General features: G+C 69.9%; 18 protein-coding genes. 2 read left to right on the forward strand and 16 right to left on the reverse strand.

What is annotated here, in order from left to right:
- Positions 1 to 139: 139 nt before the first annotated feature.
- Positions 140 to 1129 (forward strand): type I pantothenate kinase, encoded by a 990-nt coding sequence (gene coaA / locus ABZ861_RS12575; RefSeq protein WP_361628101.1) that lies wholly within the window; start codon positions 140 to 142, stop codon positions 1127 to 1129.
- A 94-nt stretch (positions 1130 to 1223) separates the two neighbouring features.
- Here coaA and glmM read toward each other — a convergent pair whose 3' ends face one another.
- The 3 genes from glmM to rplM form a co-directional block, all read right to left on the reverse strand.
- The gene (gene glmM / locus ABZ861_RS12580; protein WP_361628104.1) at positions 1224 to 2582 is read right to left on the reverse strand and encodes a phosphoglucosamine mutase; all 1359 of its coding nucleotides are present in this window, start codon (positions 2580 to 2582) and stop codon (positions 1224 to 1226) included.
- A 171-nt stretch (positions 2583 to 2753) separates the two neighbouring features.
- The gene (rpsI, locus tag ABZ861_RS12585) at positions 2754 to 3266 is read right to left on the reverse strand and encodes a 30S ribosomal protein S9 (protein WP_250071000.1); all 513 of its coding nucleotides are present in this window, start codon (positions 3264 to 3266) and stop codon (positions 2754 to 2756) included.
- A gap of 42 nt (positions 3267 to 3308) precedes the next feature.
- Entirely contained in the window at positions 3309 to 3752 is a 444-nt protein-coding gene (rplM, locus tag ABZ861_RS12590) for a 50S ribosomal protein L13 (RefSeq protein WP_361628107.1), read from the reverse strand.
- Between the two features lie 358 nt (positions 3753 to 4110).
- Between rplM and ABZ861_RS12595 the strand changes: the two genes are divergently transcribed.
- Entirely contained in the window at positions 4111 to 4986 is an 876-nt protein-coding gene (locus tag ABZ861_RS12595) for a hypothetical protein (RefSeq protein ID WP_361628110.1), read from the forward strand.
- 327 nt (positions 4987 to 5313) lie between these two features.
- Here ABZ861_RS12595 and truA read toward each other — a convergent pair whose 3' ends face one another.
- The 13 genes from truA to rpsE form a co-directional block, all read right to left on the reverse strand.
- Positions 5314 to 6168, reverse strand: a complete 855-nt coding sequence (gene truA, locus ABZ861_RS12600) for a tRNA pseudouridine(38-40) synthase TruA (protein WP_361628113.1) — start codon at positions 6166 to 6168, stop codon at positions 5314 to 5316.
- Positions 6169 to 6242: 74 nt separating this feature from the next.
- Positions 6243 to 6761: a 50S ribosomal protein L17 gene (rplQ, locus tag ABZ861_RS12605; protein ID WP_361628116.1), complete on the reverse strand. Its 519-nt coding sequence runs from the start codon at positions 6759 to 6761 to the stop codon at positions 6243 to 6245.
- A 193-nt stretch (positions 6762 to 6954) separates the two neighbouring features.
- Positions 6955 to 7977 (reverse strand): DNA-directed RNA polymerase subunit alpha, encoded by a 1023-nt coding sequence (locus ABZ861_RS12610; protein ID WP_053661878.1) that lies wholly within the window; start codon positions 7975 to 7977, stop codon positions 6955 to 6957.
- Positions 7978 to 8126: 149 nt separating this feature from the next.
- Positions 8127 to 8531 carry a 30S ribosomal protein S11 gene (gene rpsK / locus ABZ861_RS12615; RefSeq protein ID WP_003956432.1) on the reverse strand — a complete coding sequence of 135 codons (405 nt, stop codon included), beginning with the start codon at positions 8529 to 8531 and terminating at the stop codon, positions 8127 to 8129.
- 69 nt (positions 8532 to 8600) lie between these two features.
- The gene (gene rpsM, locus ABZ861_RS12620) at positions 8601 to 8981 is read right to left on the reverse strand and encodes a 30S ribosomal protein S13 (RefSeq protein ID WP_361628119.1); all 381 of its coding nucleotides are present in this window, start codon (positions 8979 to 8981) and stop codon (positions 8601 to 8603) included.
- A 197-nt stretch (positions 8982 to 9178) separates the two neighbouring features.
- Positions 9179 to 9292, reverse strand: a complete 114-nt coding sequence (gene rpmJ / locus ABZ861_RS12625; protein ID WP_003998809.1) for a 50S ribosomal protein L36 — start codon at positions 9290 to 9292, stop codon at positions 9179 to 9181.
- Between the two features lie 70 nt (positions 9293 to 9362).
- Positions 9363 to 9584 (reverse strand): translation initiation factor IF-1, encoded by a 222-nt coding sequence (gene infA, locus ABZ861_RS12630; RefSeq protein ID WP_004927214.1) that lies wholly within the window; start codon positions 9582 to 9584, stop codon positions 9363 to 9365.
- Positions 9585 to 9755: 171 nt separating this feature from the next.
- Positions 9756 to 10592, reverse strand: coding sequence for a type I methionyl aminopeptidase (gene map, locus ABZ861_RS12635; protein WP_361628122.1), 837 nt, complete (start codon positions 10590 to 10592; stop codon positions 9756 to 9758).
- A 147-nt stretch (positions 10593 to 10739) separates the two neighbouring features.
- Positions 10740 to 11402 (reverse strand): adenylate kinase, encoded by a 663-nt coding sequence (locus tag ABZ861_RS12640; RefSeq protein ID WP_361628125.1) that lies wholly within the window; start codon positions 11400 to 11402, stop codon positions 10740 to 10742.
- A complete protein-coding gene (gene secY, locus ABZ861_RS12645; protein WP_361628128.1) occupies positions 11402 to 12715 on the reverse strand; it encodes a preprotein translocase subunit SecY in 1314 nt (437 codons plus the stop codon). The genes ABZ861_RS12640 and secY overlap by 1 nt, the downstream gene beginning before the upstream one ends.
- A gap of 186 nt (positions 12716 to 12901) precedes the next feature.
- Positions 12902 to 13357, reverse strand: coding sequence for a 50S ribosomal protein L15 (rplO, locus tag ABZ861_RS12650; RefSeq protein WP_361628131.1), 456 nt, complete (start codon positions 13355 to 13357; stop codon positions 12902 to 12904).
- 2 nt (positions 13358 to 13359) lie between these two features.
- Positions 13360 to 13542 (reverse strand): 50S ribosomal protein L30, encoded by a 183-nt coding sequence (gene rpmD, locus ABZ861_RS12655; protein ID WP_361628134.1) that lies wholly within the window; start codon positions 13540 to 13542, stop codon positions 13360 to 13362.
- A 2-nt stretch (positions 13543 to 13544) separates the two neighbouring features.
- On the reverse strand, positions 13545 to 14150 hold the full coding sequence (gene rpsE / locus ABZ861_RS12660) for a 30S ribosomal protein S5 (RefSeq protein WP_361628137.1): 606 nt from the start codon (positions 14148 to 14150) through the stop codon (positions 13545 to 13547).
- Between the last annotated feature and the right edge of the window lie 16 nt (positions 14151 to 14166).

Genomic DNA, 14166 nt, shown 5'->3' on the forward strand with positions numbered 1-14166 from the left:
ATCGGAAATTCCCACCGGCGTGGGAAGGCCCCTTCCCACCGGCGCGGGAAGACCCCTTTTCGCCGGGGCGGAGAGGCCCGGCGAAGGGGCGTGACACACCCCACGCTCCGCGCCGTTCGAACTCCGTTCACAATGGACTGTGATCTCTCCGGTCCCCTCGACGCCCCGGAGCGCCCACCGGTCCCGGCCGGAGGCGACTCCCTACGTCGACCTCACCCGTCCCGAGTGGAGCGCGCTGCGCGACAAGACGCCGCTTCCGCTGACCGCCGAGGAGGTCGAGCGGCTGCGCGGCCTCGGCGACGTCATCGACCTCGACGAGGTGCGGGACATCTACCTGCCGCTGTCCCGGCTGCTCAACCTCTACGTCGGCGCCACCGACGGGCTGCGCGGCGCGCTCAACACCTTCCTCGGCGAGCAGGGCTCCCAGTCCGGCACGCCCTTCGTGATCGGCGTGGCGGGCTCGGTCGCCGTCGGCAAGTCCACCGTCGCCCGGCTGCTCCAGGCCCTGTTGTCGCGCTGGCCCGAGCACCCGCGGGTGGAGCTGGTGACGACCGACGGCTTCCTGCTGCCCACCGGGGAGCTCCAGGCGCGGGGGCTGATGTCGCGCAAGGGCTTCCCCGAGTCCTACGACCGCCGGGCGCTGACCCGGTTCGTCGCCGACGTCAAGGCCGGCAAGGGCGAGGTCTCCGCCCCCGTGTACTCGCACCTGATCTACGACATCGTGCCGGGCCAGAAGCTCACCGTGCGCCGCCCGGACATCCTCATCGTCGAGGGCCTGAACGTGCTCCAGCCCGCGCTGCCCGGCACGGACGGCCGCACCCGGGTCGGGCTCGCCGACTACTTCGACTTCAGCGTCTACGTGGACGCGCGCTCGGAGGACATCGAGCAGTGGTACCTGAACCGGTTCCGCAAGCTGCGCGCGACCGCCTTCCAGGACCCGTCCTCCTACTTCCGCAAGTACACCCAGGTGTCGGAGGGCGAGGCGCTGGACTACGCCCGCACGATGTGGCGGACCGTCAACAAGCCGAACCTGGAGGAGAACATCGCGCCCACCCGGGGCCGGGCGACGCTCGTGGTGCGCAAGGGACCCGACCACAAGGTGCAGCGCCTCAGCCTGCGCAAGCTCTGACGCAAGCGCTGACACGAGGGGCCGTCGAACCCCGTACACGTCGAACTCCCGTCGCCTGAGCGGACGGGAGTTCGACGTGAAGACCGCGGGCCGGTCAGCCCAGGGCCGACTTCACCGCGTCGGCGAGCCGCTCCGCCACCGAGCGGGCCTGCTCGATGTCGGCGGCCTCGACCATCACCCGCACCAGCGGCTCGGTGCCCGACGGGCGCAGCAGCACCCGGCCGGTCTCGCCGAGCTGGCGCTCCGCCTCGGCGACCGCGACGGCCAGGTCCGCGGAGGTGCCGACCCGGCCCCTGTCCACGTCCGGCACGTTGATCAGGACCTGCGGCAGGCGCTCCATGACGGACGCCAGGTCGCGTAGCGTGCGGCCGGTCTCGGCGACCCGGGCTGCCAGCATCAGGCCGGTGAGCGTGCCGTCCCCGGTGGTGGCGTGGTCCAGGACGATGACGTGGCCGGACTGCTCTCCGCCCAGGGCGTAGCCCTTGTCCTTCATCTCCTCCAGGACGTAGCGGTCGCCCACGGCGGTCTGCACGAAGTGGATGCCCTCGCGCTCCATGGCCAGCTTGAAGCCCAGGTTCGACATCACGGTCGCGACGACGGTGTCGGAGCGCAGTGCGGAACGCTCCCGCATCGCCAGCGCGAGCACGGACAGGATCTGGTCGCCGTCGACCTCCGCGCCGGTGTGGTCCACGGCCAGGCAGCGGTCGGCGTCGCCGTCGTGCGCGATGCCCAGGTGGGCGCCGTGCGCGAGGACGGCGGCCTTCAGCCCGTCCAGGTGCGTGGAGCCGCAGCCGTCGTTGATGTTCAGGCCGTCCGGTTCCGCGCCGAGGGTGACCACCTCGGCGCCCGCGCGGACGAACGCCTCCGGCGAGACCCGGGAGGCGGCGCCGTGCGCCTCGTCCAGGACGATCTTCAGGCCGTCGAGCCGGTTCGGGAGGACGCCGATGAGATGGGCCACATACTGGTCCAGGCCCTCGTCGTAGTCGCGCACGCGGCCCACGCCGGCGCCGGTGGGACGGGCCCAGGGAGCGCCGGTGCGGTGCTCCTCGTAGACCCTCTCGATGCTGTCCTCCAGCTCGTCGGCGAGCTTGTGGCCGCCGCGGGCGAAGAACTTGACCCCGTTGTCGGGCATCGCGTTGTGGCTGGCCGACAGCATCACGCCGAGGTCCGCGCCGAGCGCGCCGGTCAGGTGGGCGACGGCGGGCGTCGGCAGTACGCCGACCCGCAGCACGTCCACGCCGGCGCTCGCCAGGCCGGCGACCACGGCGGCCTCCAGGAACTCCCCGGACGCGCGCGGATCCCGCCCGACCACCGCCTTGGGGCGGTGCCCTTCGAAGGTGCCCGCCTCGGCCAGCACGTGCGCCGCGGCGACGGAGAGGCCGAGCGCCATCTCGGCGGTCAGGTCCGCGTTGGCGACGCCGCGCACGCCGTCCGTGCCGAAGAGTCGTCCCACTTGTCCTCCTGAGAAAGCGTCAGTTCGTGACAGGACGGGCATCCGATCACACCAGCCTCTGAGCACCTTGTGCCGTTATACGCCCAAGTCCTGTGATAAACGAACGCCCCGGCGGCACTGAGGCGTGCCGCCGGGGCGTTCGGGGTAGGTCTGTCCGCAGCCAGCCGCTGGTTAGCGCTTGCTGTACTGCGGGGCCTTGCGGGCCTTCTTCAGACCGGCCTTCTTGCGCTCGACCGCACGGTCGTCGCGCTTGAGGAAGCCGGCCTTCTTCAGGGCGCCGCGGTTGTTGTCGACGTCGGCCTCGTTCAGCGCGCGGGCGACGCCGAGACGCAGGGCGCCGGCCTGACCCGAGACGCCGCCGCCGGCGATGCGGGCGATGACGTCGTAACGGCCCTCGAGCTCCAGCACCTTGAAGGGCTCGTTGACTTCCTGCTGGTGCACCTTGTTCGGGAAGTAGTCCTCGAGGGTGCGACCGTTGATCTTCCACTTGCCGGTGCCCGGGACGATCCGGACGCGGGCGATGGCGTTCTTGCGGCGTCCCAGGCCGGCGGCCGGCTGCGGCTCGCCGAAGCGGGAGGCCATGGACTCCGAGGTGTACTCGCCCTCGACGGGGACCTCGGACTCGGTGGTGTAGCTGTCGATGTCAAGCTCTTCGAGCGGCTGCTCGGCAGTGGTCTCGGCCACGATGCTCCTCAGATTCTCTTCAGTCTTAGGGGGTGGCCGGACTTACTGCGCGACCTGGGTGATCTCGAACGGCGCCGGCTGCTGGGCGCCGTGCGGGTGCTGGTCACCCCTGTAGACCTTCAGCTTCGAGAGCATCTGACGGCCCAGGGTGTTCTTGGGGAGCATGCCCTTGACGGCCTTCTCGATGGCCTTCTCGGGGTTCTTGTCGAGCAGCTCGTCGTAGCGGACGGAGCGCAGACCACCCGGGTAGCCGGAGTGGCGGTACGCCATCTTCTGGGTCCGCTTGTTGCCCGACAGGTGCACCTTGTCGGCGTTGACGACGATGACGAAGTCACCGGTGTCGACGTGCGGCGCGTAGATCGGCTTGTGCTTGCCCCGCAGGAGGGAGGCGGCGGTGGACGCCAGACGACCCAGGACGACGTCCTGAGCGTCGATGACATGCCACTGGCGTGTGATGTCGCCGGGCTTGGGGCTGTACGTACGCACGGTTCGTAGCCTTCGCTTCTTCAGTGAATGGTCCTGACAAGGTCACCGAAGACGATCACGACAGCCCTGACCGCACTGCGGTGACGCAAACCGCGTGCTGGTCGCTGGTCATCGGCCCGGTGGACCGGTGTAAGGGCCAGGTCCGTGAGAAGAGCCAAGCCAATACACAACGAACAGGCAGGATACCCGCGGCGCTGCGCCCGGGTCAAAACCGGGGGTCCCGCGCCGGTCCCGCGTGTCCGGCGCCCAGTCTACGACGGCCGCCCGCCGAACGGCCCGGCGAGTTTGTACGGGCCCACGCCGATACGTCCCCCGCGGGCGGACCGGGCGCCTCCGGAGCGCGTCTAAGATGCGCCCCATGAGCTATGGGCAGGGGGGCTCCCAGTCCCAGTGGGATCCCTGGAAACCGCATTCTCAGCAGCCGTGGGACGGCGGCGGCGACGGCCGGACGCCTGACTGGGCCGCGCTCGCCGAGGCGTCCGAGACGCGCACCAGGCGCCGCAGGCTGCTGTTCGTCGGCGGCGGCGTGCTGGCCACGGTCGCCGTCGGCGCCGCCGTCGCCGTCGCCGTGATGTCCGCGGGCGGCGACGACGGCGCCGCCTCGGCCCCTGCCTCCCGGCTGCCCGCCGCGCTGCCCAGCGGATCGGCCGGGGGCCCCTCCTTCGAGCCGACCAGCGCGCCGCCGCCGCTGGACCCCAGGGAGTTCATATCCAGCGCGCAGAAGGACACCGCCCCCCTCAGCGCGGACACCCTCTTCCCCGGCGCGCAGGTGACCCTCACCGGGAACGTGTACAAGAAGGGCCCGACCGCCGACACCGGCTCGTGCGCCACGGCCGCGCAGGGCTCCCTCGGCAAGGTCCTCACCGCCGACGGCTGCACCCGCCTGATCCGCGCCACCTACACCCGGTCCGGCATCTCGGCCACCGTGGGGATCGCCGTCTTCCCCACCGAGGCGCAGGCGACCAAGGCCAAGAGCCAGGCCGACGGCAAGAGCATCGTCAAGCCGCTCCCCGGCGGCGCCGTCAAGGAGTTCTGCGCGGGCGCCGTCTGCCGCTCGACCACCAACTCCTACGGCCGCTACGCCTACTTCACGCTCAGCGGCTTCCCCGGCGACCAGGACGTGACGACCAAGGACACCGAGGTGTTCCGCACCGGCGACGACCTCGCGGAGTTCGCGTTCCAGCAGATCCGCGCACGCGGCGAGGCCCAGGCGTCGGCGGCGGCCCGCCGCTGAAGCCGCGGCGCCAGCCCGCGACCGGCGGCGGGCCTGCCGCGTGACCGGCGGCGGGCCTGCCGCGAAACCGGCCGCGGGTCTGTGGTGGGACCGGCCGCGGGTCCGTGGTGGGACCGGCCGCGGGCCTGCCACGTGACCGGCCGCGGGCCTCTTGTGAGACCGGCCGCGGCGAACGTCCCCCGACCCGGCGCTGATCAGCAGCACCCGGGCGCGGGTCTGCCGCGTGACCGGCCGCGGGCCTCTTGTGAGACCGGCTGCGGCGACCGCCGCCGCAGGCCGCGCGCGGGCTGCGCCGCCCCGGGCGAACGCCCCCCGACCCGGCGCTGATCAGCAGCAGCCGGCCGCGGGCAGCGACCGCTTGTTGCGCGCCTCGCGGCTGCGCGCGGCCAGCAGCTCGTCGGCCGGGTAGCCGACCTCCTCCAGGGTCAGCCCGTGCGGCCGCACGACGTGCACCGCGGAGTCCCGCACGCCCGCCGCCAGCACCTTCCCCGGCCAGTCCGGCGGGCGGTGCCCGTCGCCCACGAACAGCAGCGCCCCGATGAGCGAGCGCACCATGTTGTGGCAGAAGGCGTCGGCGCGCACGGTCGCCGTGACGATCCCGTCGGCGCCGCGCTCCAGGCTCAGCTCCTGAAGCGTGCGGATCGTGGTCGCCCCCTCCCGCCGCTTGCAGTAGGCGGCGAAGTCGTGCTCGCCCAGCAGCGCCCGCGCCGCCTCGTTCATGGCGTCCACGTCGAGCGGCCAGTCGTGCCACAGCACGTGCCCGCGCAGCAACGGGTCGACTCCGCCCGGGTTGTCGGTGACCCGGTAGGCGTAGCGGCGCCAGACGGCCGAGAAACGAGCGTTGAAGCCGTCGGGGGCGGGCCGCAGGGCCCACACGCGCACGTCCCGGGACAGCCGCCCGGAGAGCCGCTTGAGAAGCTTCTCGTGGTGCTCGCGCCACACCGCCTCGGGCAGGTCCACGTGGGCGGCCTGCCCGCGGGCGTGCACGCCCGCGTCGGTGCGTCCGGCCACGGTCAGCTCGTACGTCTCCTGCGACCGCGTGACCGTGCGCAGCGCGTCCTCGATCTCCCCCTGCACGGTCCGCTTGCCGCCGGCCTGCTTGGCCCAGCCGTGGAAGCCGGTCCCGTCGTAGGACAGGTCGAGGCGGACGCGGACACGGCCGGGCTGTACTTCGTCGCTCACACGGGAATCCTCTCAGGTACGCGAAAGCGGGCCCGCCCCGAAGGGCGGACCCGCGTCCGGCGTCAGCAGGGCGCTCAGGCGTCCTTGGACTCCTCGGCCGGGGCCTCGGCGGCGTCCTTGGACTCCTCCGCCTTGGTCTCCTCGACCTTGGTCTCCTCGGCCTTGGCCTCGTCCGACTCCTTGACCGCGCGCTTGGTGGCGGCCTCGGCCTCGCCGGTGGCCTGCTGGGCGACCGTCAGCGCCTCGACCAGCTCGATGACGGCCATGGGCGCGTTGTCGCCCCGGCGGTTACCGATCTTGGTGATGCGGGTGTAGCCACCGGGACGGTTCTCGTACCGCGGGCCGATCTCGGTGAAGAGCGTGTGGACGATGCTCTTGTCCGTGATGACCTGGAGCACCTGACGGCGGTTGTGAAGGTCGCCCTTCTTCGCCTTGGTGACCAGACGCTCGGCGTACGGGCGCAGGCGGCGGGCCTTCGCCTCGGTGGTGGTGATGCGGCCGTGCTCGAAGAGCGACTTCGCGAGGTTCGCGAGGAGCAGCTTCTCGTGCGCGGCGCTGCCGCCCAGACGGGCGCCCTTGGTGGGCTTCGGCATGGTGTCTCTCCTAGGTGTCTGCCCCGGCCGTGTCAGGTACCGAGGTCAGTATCCGAGCAGGCGGTCGCCTGTCGGAGATCCGGGCCTCTCTCGCGAGAGACCCGGAGGTCCAGCGCCCCGGAAGGGGCGCGGGGAACTGCGCGACCAGCCACGACCGGCCCGCAGCCGCGGAACCGGCCTCCTGGCGGAGCGCTCAGTACTGCTCGGTCTCGACGAAGCCCGCGTCCGCGTCGTCGTCCGCGCCGAACGCGTCCGCCGCGGCGGTCGGGTCGAATCCGGGCGGGCTGTCCTTGAGGGCCAGGCCCATGCCGGCCAGCTTCGCCTTGACCTCGTCGATCGACTTCGCGCCGAAGTTGCGGATGTCGAGCAGGTCGGCCTCGGAGCGCGCGACCAGCTCGCCCACCGAGTGGATGCCCTCGCGCTTGAGGCAGTTGTAGGACCGGACGGTCAGCTCCAGCTCCTCGATCGGCAGCGCGAGATCGGCGGCCAGGGCGGCGTCCGTGGGGGACGGGCCCATGTCGATGCCCTCGGCGTCGATGTTCAGCTCGCGGGCGAGTCCGAACAGCTCCACCAGGGTCTTGCCGGCCGACGCCATGGCGTCGCGCGGACGCATGGCCTGCTTGGTCTCGACGTCGACGATCAGCTTGTCGAAGTCGGTGCGCTGCTCGACTCGGGTGGCCTCGACCTTGTACGTGACCTTGAGCACCGGCGAGTAGATCGAGTCGACCGGGATCCGGCCGATCTCCTGGCCCACCTGCTTGTTCTGCACGGCGGAGACGTAGCCGCGACCGCGCTCGACGGTCAGCTCCATCTCCAGCTTGCCCTTGCCGTTGAGCGTGGCGAGGACGAGGTCGGGGTTGTGCACCTCGACACCGGCCGGGGGCGCGATGTCGGCGGCGGTGACCAGACCCGGGCCCTGCTTGCGCAGGTACATCACGACCGGCTCGTCGTGCTCCGAGGAGACGACGAGCTGCTTGATGTTGAGGATCAGGTCGGTGACGTCCTCCTTGACGCCCGGCACGGTGGTGAACTCGTGCAGGACGCCGTCGACGCGGATGGACGTGACCGCCGCACCCGGGATCGAGGAGAGGAGCGTACGGCGCAGGGAGTTGCCGAGGGTGTAGCCGAAGCCCGGCTCCAGCGGCTCGATGACGAACCGGGAGCGGAACTCGTCGACGACCTCTTCGGTCAACGAGGGGCGCTGAGCGATCAGCATCTGTGGATCAGATCCTTCATTCGTGGACGCCCGCTATTTGACGTCCGACAAAGACCGCACCCGACGGGATGCGGGTACTGCAAGGGTACGGGCGGCACGGCCCGCGAGAGCCGTGCCGCCCGTACCCGCGGCGCGGGAAGCGGCGCGCGTCAGACGCGGCGGCGCTTCGGCGGGCGGCAGCCGTTGTGCGGGGTCGGGGTGACGTCCTGGATGGAGCCGACCTCGAGACCGGTGGCCTGGAGCGAGCGGATCGCGGTCTCACGACCGGAACCCGGACCCTTCACGAACACGTCGACCTTGCGCATGCCGTGCTCCTGGGCGCGGCGGGCGGCCGACTCGGCGGCCATCTGCGCGGCGAACGGCGTGGACTTCCGGGAGCCCTTGAAGCCGACGTGGCCGGCGGAGGCCCAGGAGATCACGTTGCCCGACGGGTCGGTGATCGAAACGATGGTGTTGTTGAACGTGCTCTTGATGTGCGCGTGGCCGTGAGCGACGTTCTTCTTTTCCTTGCGGCGCACCTTCTTGGCAGCGCCCTGACGTCCCTTGGGGGGCATGTCGAAAACTCCTACGGGAGGTGGTCGGTCCTACAGCGAAGACCGCTGGACGGCGAGTGTCGCTGTGGACTACTTCTTGCCCGGCTTCTTCTTGCCGGCGATGGCGCGACGCGGGCCCTTGCGGGTACGCGCGTTGGTGCTGGTGCGCTGACCGCGGACGGGCAGGCCGCGGCGGTGCCGCAGACCCTGGTAGCAGCCGATCTCGACCTTGCGGCGGATGTCGGCCTGGATCTCGCGACGGAGGTCGCCCTCGGTCTTGATGTTGGCGTCGACGAACTCGCGGATCGCGACGAGCTGCTCCTCGGAGAGGTCGCGAACGCGGGTGTTCGGGTCGATGCCGGTGGCGGCCAGCGTCTGCTGGGACAGGGTCCGGCCGATGCCGAACACATAGGTGAGAGCGACCTCCACACGCTTTTCGCGCGGGATGTCAACACCGGAAACGCGTGCCATTCAATGGCTCCAGTTGATCTTCGGAGGTCTTCCGCAGGACCGGTTCCCAGCCGCCGTACCAGGTACGAACTGGGTCCCCGGCCTCCGAACCGGGGGTGTCGAGCGGGCGTGCACGCCGCTCGGGCCCTGCGTATGAACGAAATCAGTTCGCGTCGCGCGAATCTCTGCGAGGGAAATGCAGAGGGATCGGTCCTGCGTCAGCCCTGGCGCTGCTTGTGGCGCGGGTTTTCGCAGATGACCATGACCCGGCCGTGACGGCGGATCACCCTGCACTTGTCGCAGATCTTCTTGACGCTCGGCTTGACCTTCATGGGATGTCAGGTTCTCCGGGTCAGTTGCCGGCGGCCCCGCCGCACGAGAGCAGCGGGACGTGGGCAAGATCTACTTGTACCGGTAGACGATCCGGCCACGCGTCAGGTCGTACGGAGAAAGCTCCACCACGACCCGGTCGTCAGGGAGGATGCGGATGTAGTGCATGCGCATCTTGCCGCTGATGTGTGCCAGGACCTGGTGGCCGTTCTGGAGCTCGACCCTGAACATGGCGTTCGGAAGAGACTCGACGACAGTGCCCTCGATCTCGATGGCACCTTGCTTCTTGGCCACGCTTCGCCCTTCGAATCGACTACCTTGATCGACTCAGTGCGCAGCCCGCGCTGCCCTGTGTCGCCCTGACGGGCGCATGCAGGCATGCGGGTGCACGCGAGCCGACGAGTCAGTCTACGACAGCGCACCCGGAAAGACGAATCGAGAGAGTCTGCCCCACGCCGAAGATTTTTACGCCAGCGGATCGGGCGCGGCCGTGATCCCGAACTCCGCGAGCTTCGCCCGGCCGCCGTCCGGCGCCGTCAACACCAGCGGGCCCTGCTCGGTCAGCGCCACCGAGTGCTCCCAGTGGGAGGACCAGGTGCCGTCGGTGGTGACGACGGTCCAGTCGTCCTCCAGGACGCGGGTGCGCGGGGTGCCCAGGGACACCATCGGCTCGATCGCCAGGCACAGACCGGGCACCAGCTTGAGGCCCTTGCCGCGGCGGCGGTCGACGTAGTTCAGCAGGTGCGGGTCCATGTGCATCTCGGTGCCGATGCCGTGGCCGCCGTAGTCCTCGACGATGCCGTAGCGGCCGCCGCCGGGCCGGGGCTGGCGGCGGATGTAGGTCTCGATCGCGCGGGAGACGTCGACCAGCCGGTTGCCCTGCTTCATCGCCGCGATGCCCGCCCACATCGACTCCTCGGTCACCCGGGACAGCTCGATCAGCTCCGGGGCGTGGCCTGAGCCGACGAACGCGGTGAAGGCGGCGTCGCCGTGCCAGCCGTCGACGATCGCCCCGCAGTCGATGGAGATGACGTCCCCGTCCTTGAGCACCACGTCCTGCGACGGGATGCCGTGCACGACGACCTCGTTGACCGAGGTGCAGATCGTCGCCGGGAAGCCGCCGTAGCCGAGGAAGTTCGGCTTGGCGCCGTGCTCGGCGAGCACCTTGCGGGCCGTCTCGTCCAGGTCCTTGGTGCTCGCGCCGGGCACGGCCGCCTCCCGGGTGGCCGCGTGGATCGCGGCGACGACCAGCCCCGCCGCACGCATGACGGCGATCTGCTCGGGGGTCTTGATCTGCACCATGGGGGCGGGGGCCTTTCTGGACCGGGAGGGGGCCGACTGCTTCTTCGACGATTCCAACGATACGGGGGCGGCGCGCGCCCCCCACAGCGCAGCCGCGGCTCCTGTCCCAGGAACCGCGGCTGCCGGCGGTGCGCACGACCGCACCGGCTACTTCGTGGCGTCCTCGCGCTTGAGCGCCTCCATCGCGCGCTCGGTGATCTCCTCCACCGGTCCGAGCGCGGAGATCGTCACGACCAGGCCCTGCTCCCGGTAGTAGTCGATGATCGGCTCGGTCTGCGTGTGGTAGACCTCCAGCCGCTTGCGGACGGTCTCCTCGTGGTCGTCGTCCCGCTGGTACAGCTCGCCGCCGCAGACGTCGCAGACGCCCTCGGTCTTCGGCGCGCTGTACGTCACGTGGAAGACGTGGCTGGAGTCCTTGCGGCAGATCCGCCGCCCGGCGATGCGCTTGACGACCTCGTCCTCGGGGACCTCCAGGTCGAGCACCGCGTCCAGCGTGATGTCCTCGTCCCGCAGCAGCCGGTCCAGGGCCTCGGCCTGGGACACGTTGCGCGGGAAGCCGTCCAGCAGGAAGCCGTTCACCGCGTCGGGCTGCTCCATGCGGTCCTTCGCCATGGCGATGGTGACCTCGTCGGGCACGAGGTTGCCGGCGTCCATGTAGGACTTGGCCAGCTTCCCCAGCTCCGTCTGCCGGCTGATGTTCGCGCGGAACAGGTCGCCCGTGGAGATGTGCGGCACCGACAGCTTCCCGGCGAGGCGCACGGCCTGCGTTCCCTTACCGGCGCCCGGCGGCCCGACGAGGACGATTCGCATCAGCGGAGGAACCCTTCGTAATTGCGCTGCTGGAGCTGGCTCTCGATCTGCTTCACCGTCTCCAGGCCGACACCCACGATGATCAGGATGCTGGTCCCGCCGAAGGGGAAGTTCTGGCTTGCGCCGAACCCGACCAACGCCACCGTCGGCACGAGAGCGATCAGACCCAGATACAGCGAACCCGGCCAGGTGATCCTGTTGAGCACGTACGACAGGTACTCAGCGGTCGGCCGGCCAGCCCGGATGCCCGGGATGAAGCCACCATACTTCTTCATGTTGTCCGCGACTTCCTCGGGGTTGAAGGAGATCGCCACGTAGAAGAACGCGAAGAACACGATGAGCAAGAAGTACAGAGTGATGTAAAGCGGGTGGTCTCCCTTGGTCAGATTCTGCTGGACCCAGCTCTTCCACCCCGAGTTGCCGCCGGCGAACTGCGCCACCAGCGCCGGGATGTAGAGCAGCGACGACGCGAAGATGACCGGGATCACACCGGCCTGGTTCACCTTGAGCGGGATGTACGTGGACGTGCCGCCGTAGGAACGGCGCCCGATCATGCGCTTGGCGTACTGCACCGGGATGCGGCGCTGGGCCTGCTCGACGAAGACGACCAGGCCGACCATGACCAGGCCGACCAGGATGACCGTGCCGAACTCGATCCAGCCGCCGGCCAGGGTGCCCTGCTTCTTGATGGCCCACAGCGCGGACGGGAACGTGGCGGCGATCGAGATGAACATCAGGATCGACATGCCGTTGCCGATGCCGCGGTCGGTGATCAGCTCACCGAGCCACATGACGACGCAGGTGCCCGCGGTCATGCAGATGACCATGGTGATGGTGCTGAAGATCGCCCGGTTGGGCACGATGTCGCCGGCGACCGTGCACCCCGAGAACAGGGCGCCGCTGCGGGCGGTGGCCACCAGGCCGGTGCCCTGGAGGATGGCCAGCGCCACCGTCAGGTACCGGGTGTATTGGGTGATCTTGGTGGTGCCGGCCTGGCCCTCCTTCTTCAGGGCTTCCAGGCGCGGGATCACCACCGTCAGCAGTTGCAGAATGATGCTCGCCGTGATGTACGGCATGATCCCGAGGGCGAAGACCGTGATCTGGAGCAGCGCGCCGCCGGAGAACATGTTGACCAGGCCGAACAGGCCCTGATTGCCGGACGCCTCGGTGACGCACTGCTGGACGGCCTTGTAGTTGACGCCCGGGATCGGGATGTGGGTACCGACGCGGTACGCCACGATGATGCCGAGCGTGAAGAGCAGCTTCTTGCGCAGGTCGGGCGTCCTGAACGCCCGGGCGAAGCCGGTGAGCACGGTGCCTCCTGCGACCCCCGCGCCAGCGCGTCAAGGGTGACGGTCGTGAGGTTCGACGAAAAGAAATGGTGCAGGCCACCTTACCGGCGACACTGCCTCCCTTGGAACGACCAACCGGGGATACCTCATTGTGAGGTATCCCCGGCAGGGATGTTCACGTCATCGGAGCGCCTGAGAGAACGTGACTCAGACCAGCTCGGTGACGGCGCCGCCGGCGGCGGTGATCTTCTCCTTGGCGGAGCCGGAGACGGCGTCCACCGTCACCTGCAGCGCCACGGAGAGCTCGCCCTGGCCCAGGACCTTGACGAGGCTGTTCTTGCGCACGGCGCCCTTGGCGACCAGGTCCTCGACGGTGACTTCGCCGCCCTCGGGGTAGAGCGCGGCCAGCTTGTCGAGGTTCACGACCTGGAACTCGGTCTTGAACGGGTTCTTGAAGCCCTTCAGCTTCGGGAGGCGCATGTGGAGGGGCATCTGCCCGCCCTCGAAGCGCTCCGGAACCTGGTAGCGGGCCTTCGTGCCCTTGGTACCACGACCGGCCGTCTTACCCTTCGACGCCTCACCACGACCCACACGGGTCTTGGCGGTCTTGGCGCCCGGGGCGGGACGGAGGTTGTGGATCTTCAGCGGGTTCTGCTCCGCCATGATCAGTCGACCTCCTCGACCGTCACGAGGTGGCGGACGGTGTGCACCATGCCGCGGAACTCGGGGCGGTCCTCCTTGACGACCACGTCACCCAGGCGCTTGAGGCCCAGGGAACGCAGCGTGTCGCGGTGGTTCTGCTTGCTGCCGATGTAGGACTTGACCTGCTTGATCTTGAGCTGTGCCATGATCACGCACCCGCCCCGGCACGCGCACGCAGCAGGGCCGCGGGGGCGACGTCCTCGAGCGGCAGACCGCGGCGGGCCGCGATCTCCTCGGGACGCTGCAGGCCCTTGAGGGCCGCCACGGTCGCGTGCACGATGTTGATCGCGTTGTCGGAGCCGAGCGACTTCGACAGCACGTCGTGGATGCCGGCGCACTCGAGCACGGCGCGCACCGGGCCGCCGGCGATCACACCGGTACCGGGCGACGCGGGCTTGAGCAGCACCACGCCGGCCGCCTTCTCACCCTGGATCGGGTGCGGGATGGTGCCCTGGATGCGGGGGACCTTGAAGAAGTGCTTCTTGGCCTCCTCCACACCCTTGGCGATGGCGGCCGGCACCTCCTTGGCCTTGCCGTATCCGACACCCACGGTGCCGTCACCGTCGCCCACCACGACCAGCGCGGTGAAGCTGAAGCGACGACCACCCTTCACAACCTTGGCGACGCGGTTGATCGCGACGACGCGCTCAACGTACGCGGTCTTCTCGGCGGACGCTGCTCCGCCGTCACGGCCCTTCCGGTCCCGCCGCTCGCCGCCACCGGCACCGCCACCGCGGCGCTGGGGTCCAGCCATTGGAATTACCTCTCTC

Source organism: Streptomyces sp. NPDC046985 (genome assembly GCF_040644415.1).
GTDB lineage: Bacteria > Actinomycetota > Actinomycetes > Streptomycetales > Streptomycetaceae > Streptomyces.

Coding starts and splice junctions, on each gene's coding strand:
- ABZ861_RS12595 (WP_361628110.1), top strand. CDS start 4,111: ATGAGCTATGGGCAGGGGGGCTCCCAGTCCCAGTGGGATCCCTGGAAA.
- rplQ (WP_361628116.1), bottom strand. CDS start 6,761: ATGCCGAAGCCCACCAAGGGCGCCCGTCTGGGCGGCAGCGCCGCGCAC.
- ABZ861_RS12610 (WP_053661878.1), bottom strand. CDS start 7,977: ATGCTGATCGCTCAGCGCCCCTCGTTGACCGAAGAGGTCGTCGACGAG.
- rpsK (WP_003956432.1), bottom strand. CDS start 8,531: ATGCCCCCCAAGGGACGTCAGGGCGCTGCCAAGAAGGTGCGCCGCAAG.
- rpsM (WP_361628119.1), bottom strand. CDS start 8,981: ATGGCACGCGTTTCCGGTGTTGACATCCCGCGCGAAAAGCGTGTGGAG.
- rpmJ (WP_003998809.1), bottom strand. CDS start 9,292: ATGAAGGTCAAGCCGAGCGTCAAGAAGATCTGCGACAAGTGCAGGGTG.
- map (WP_361628122.1), bottom strand. CDS start 10,592: ATGGTGCAGATCAAGACCCCCGAGCAGATCGCCGTCATGCGTGCGGCG.
- ABZ861_RS12640 (WP_361628125.1), bottom strand. CDS start 11,402: ATGCGAATCGTCCTCGTCGGGCCGCCGGGCGCCGGTAAGGGAACGCAG.
- rplO (WP_361628131.1), bottom strand. CDS start 13,357: ATGGCGGAGCAGAACCCGCTGAAGATCCACAACCTCCGTCCCGCCCCG.
- rpmD (WP_361628134.1), bottom strand. CDS start 13,542: ATGGCACAGCTCAAGATCAAGCAGGTCAAGTCCTACATCGGCAGCAAG.
- rpsE (WP_361628137.1), bottom strand. CDS start 14,150: ATGGCTGGACCCCAGCGCCGCGGTGGCGGTGCCGGTGGCGGCGAGCGG.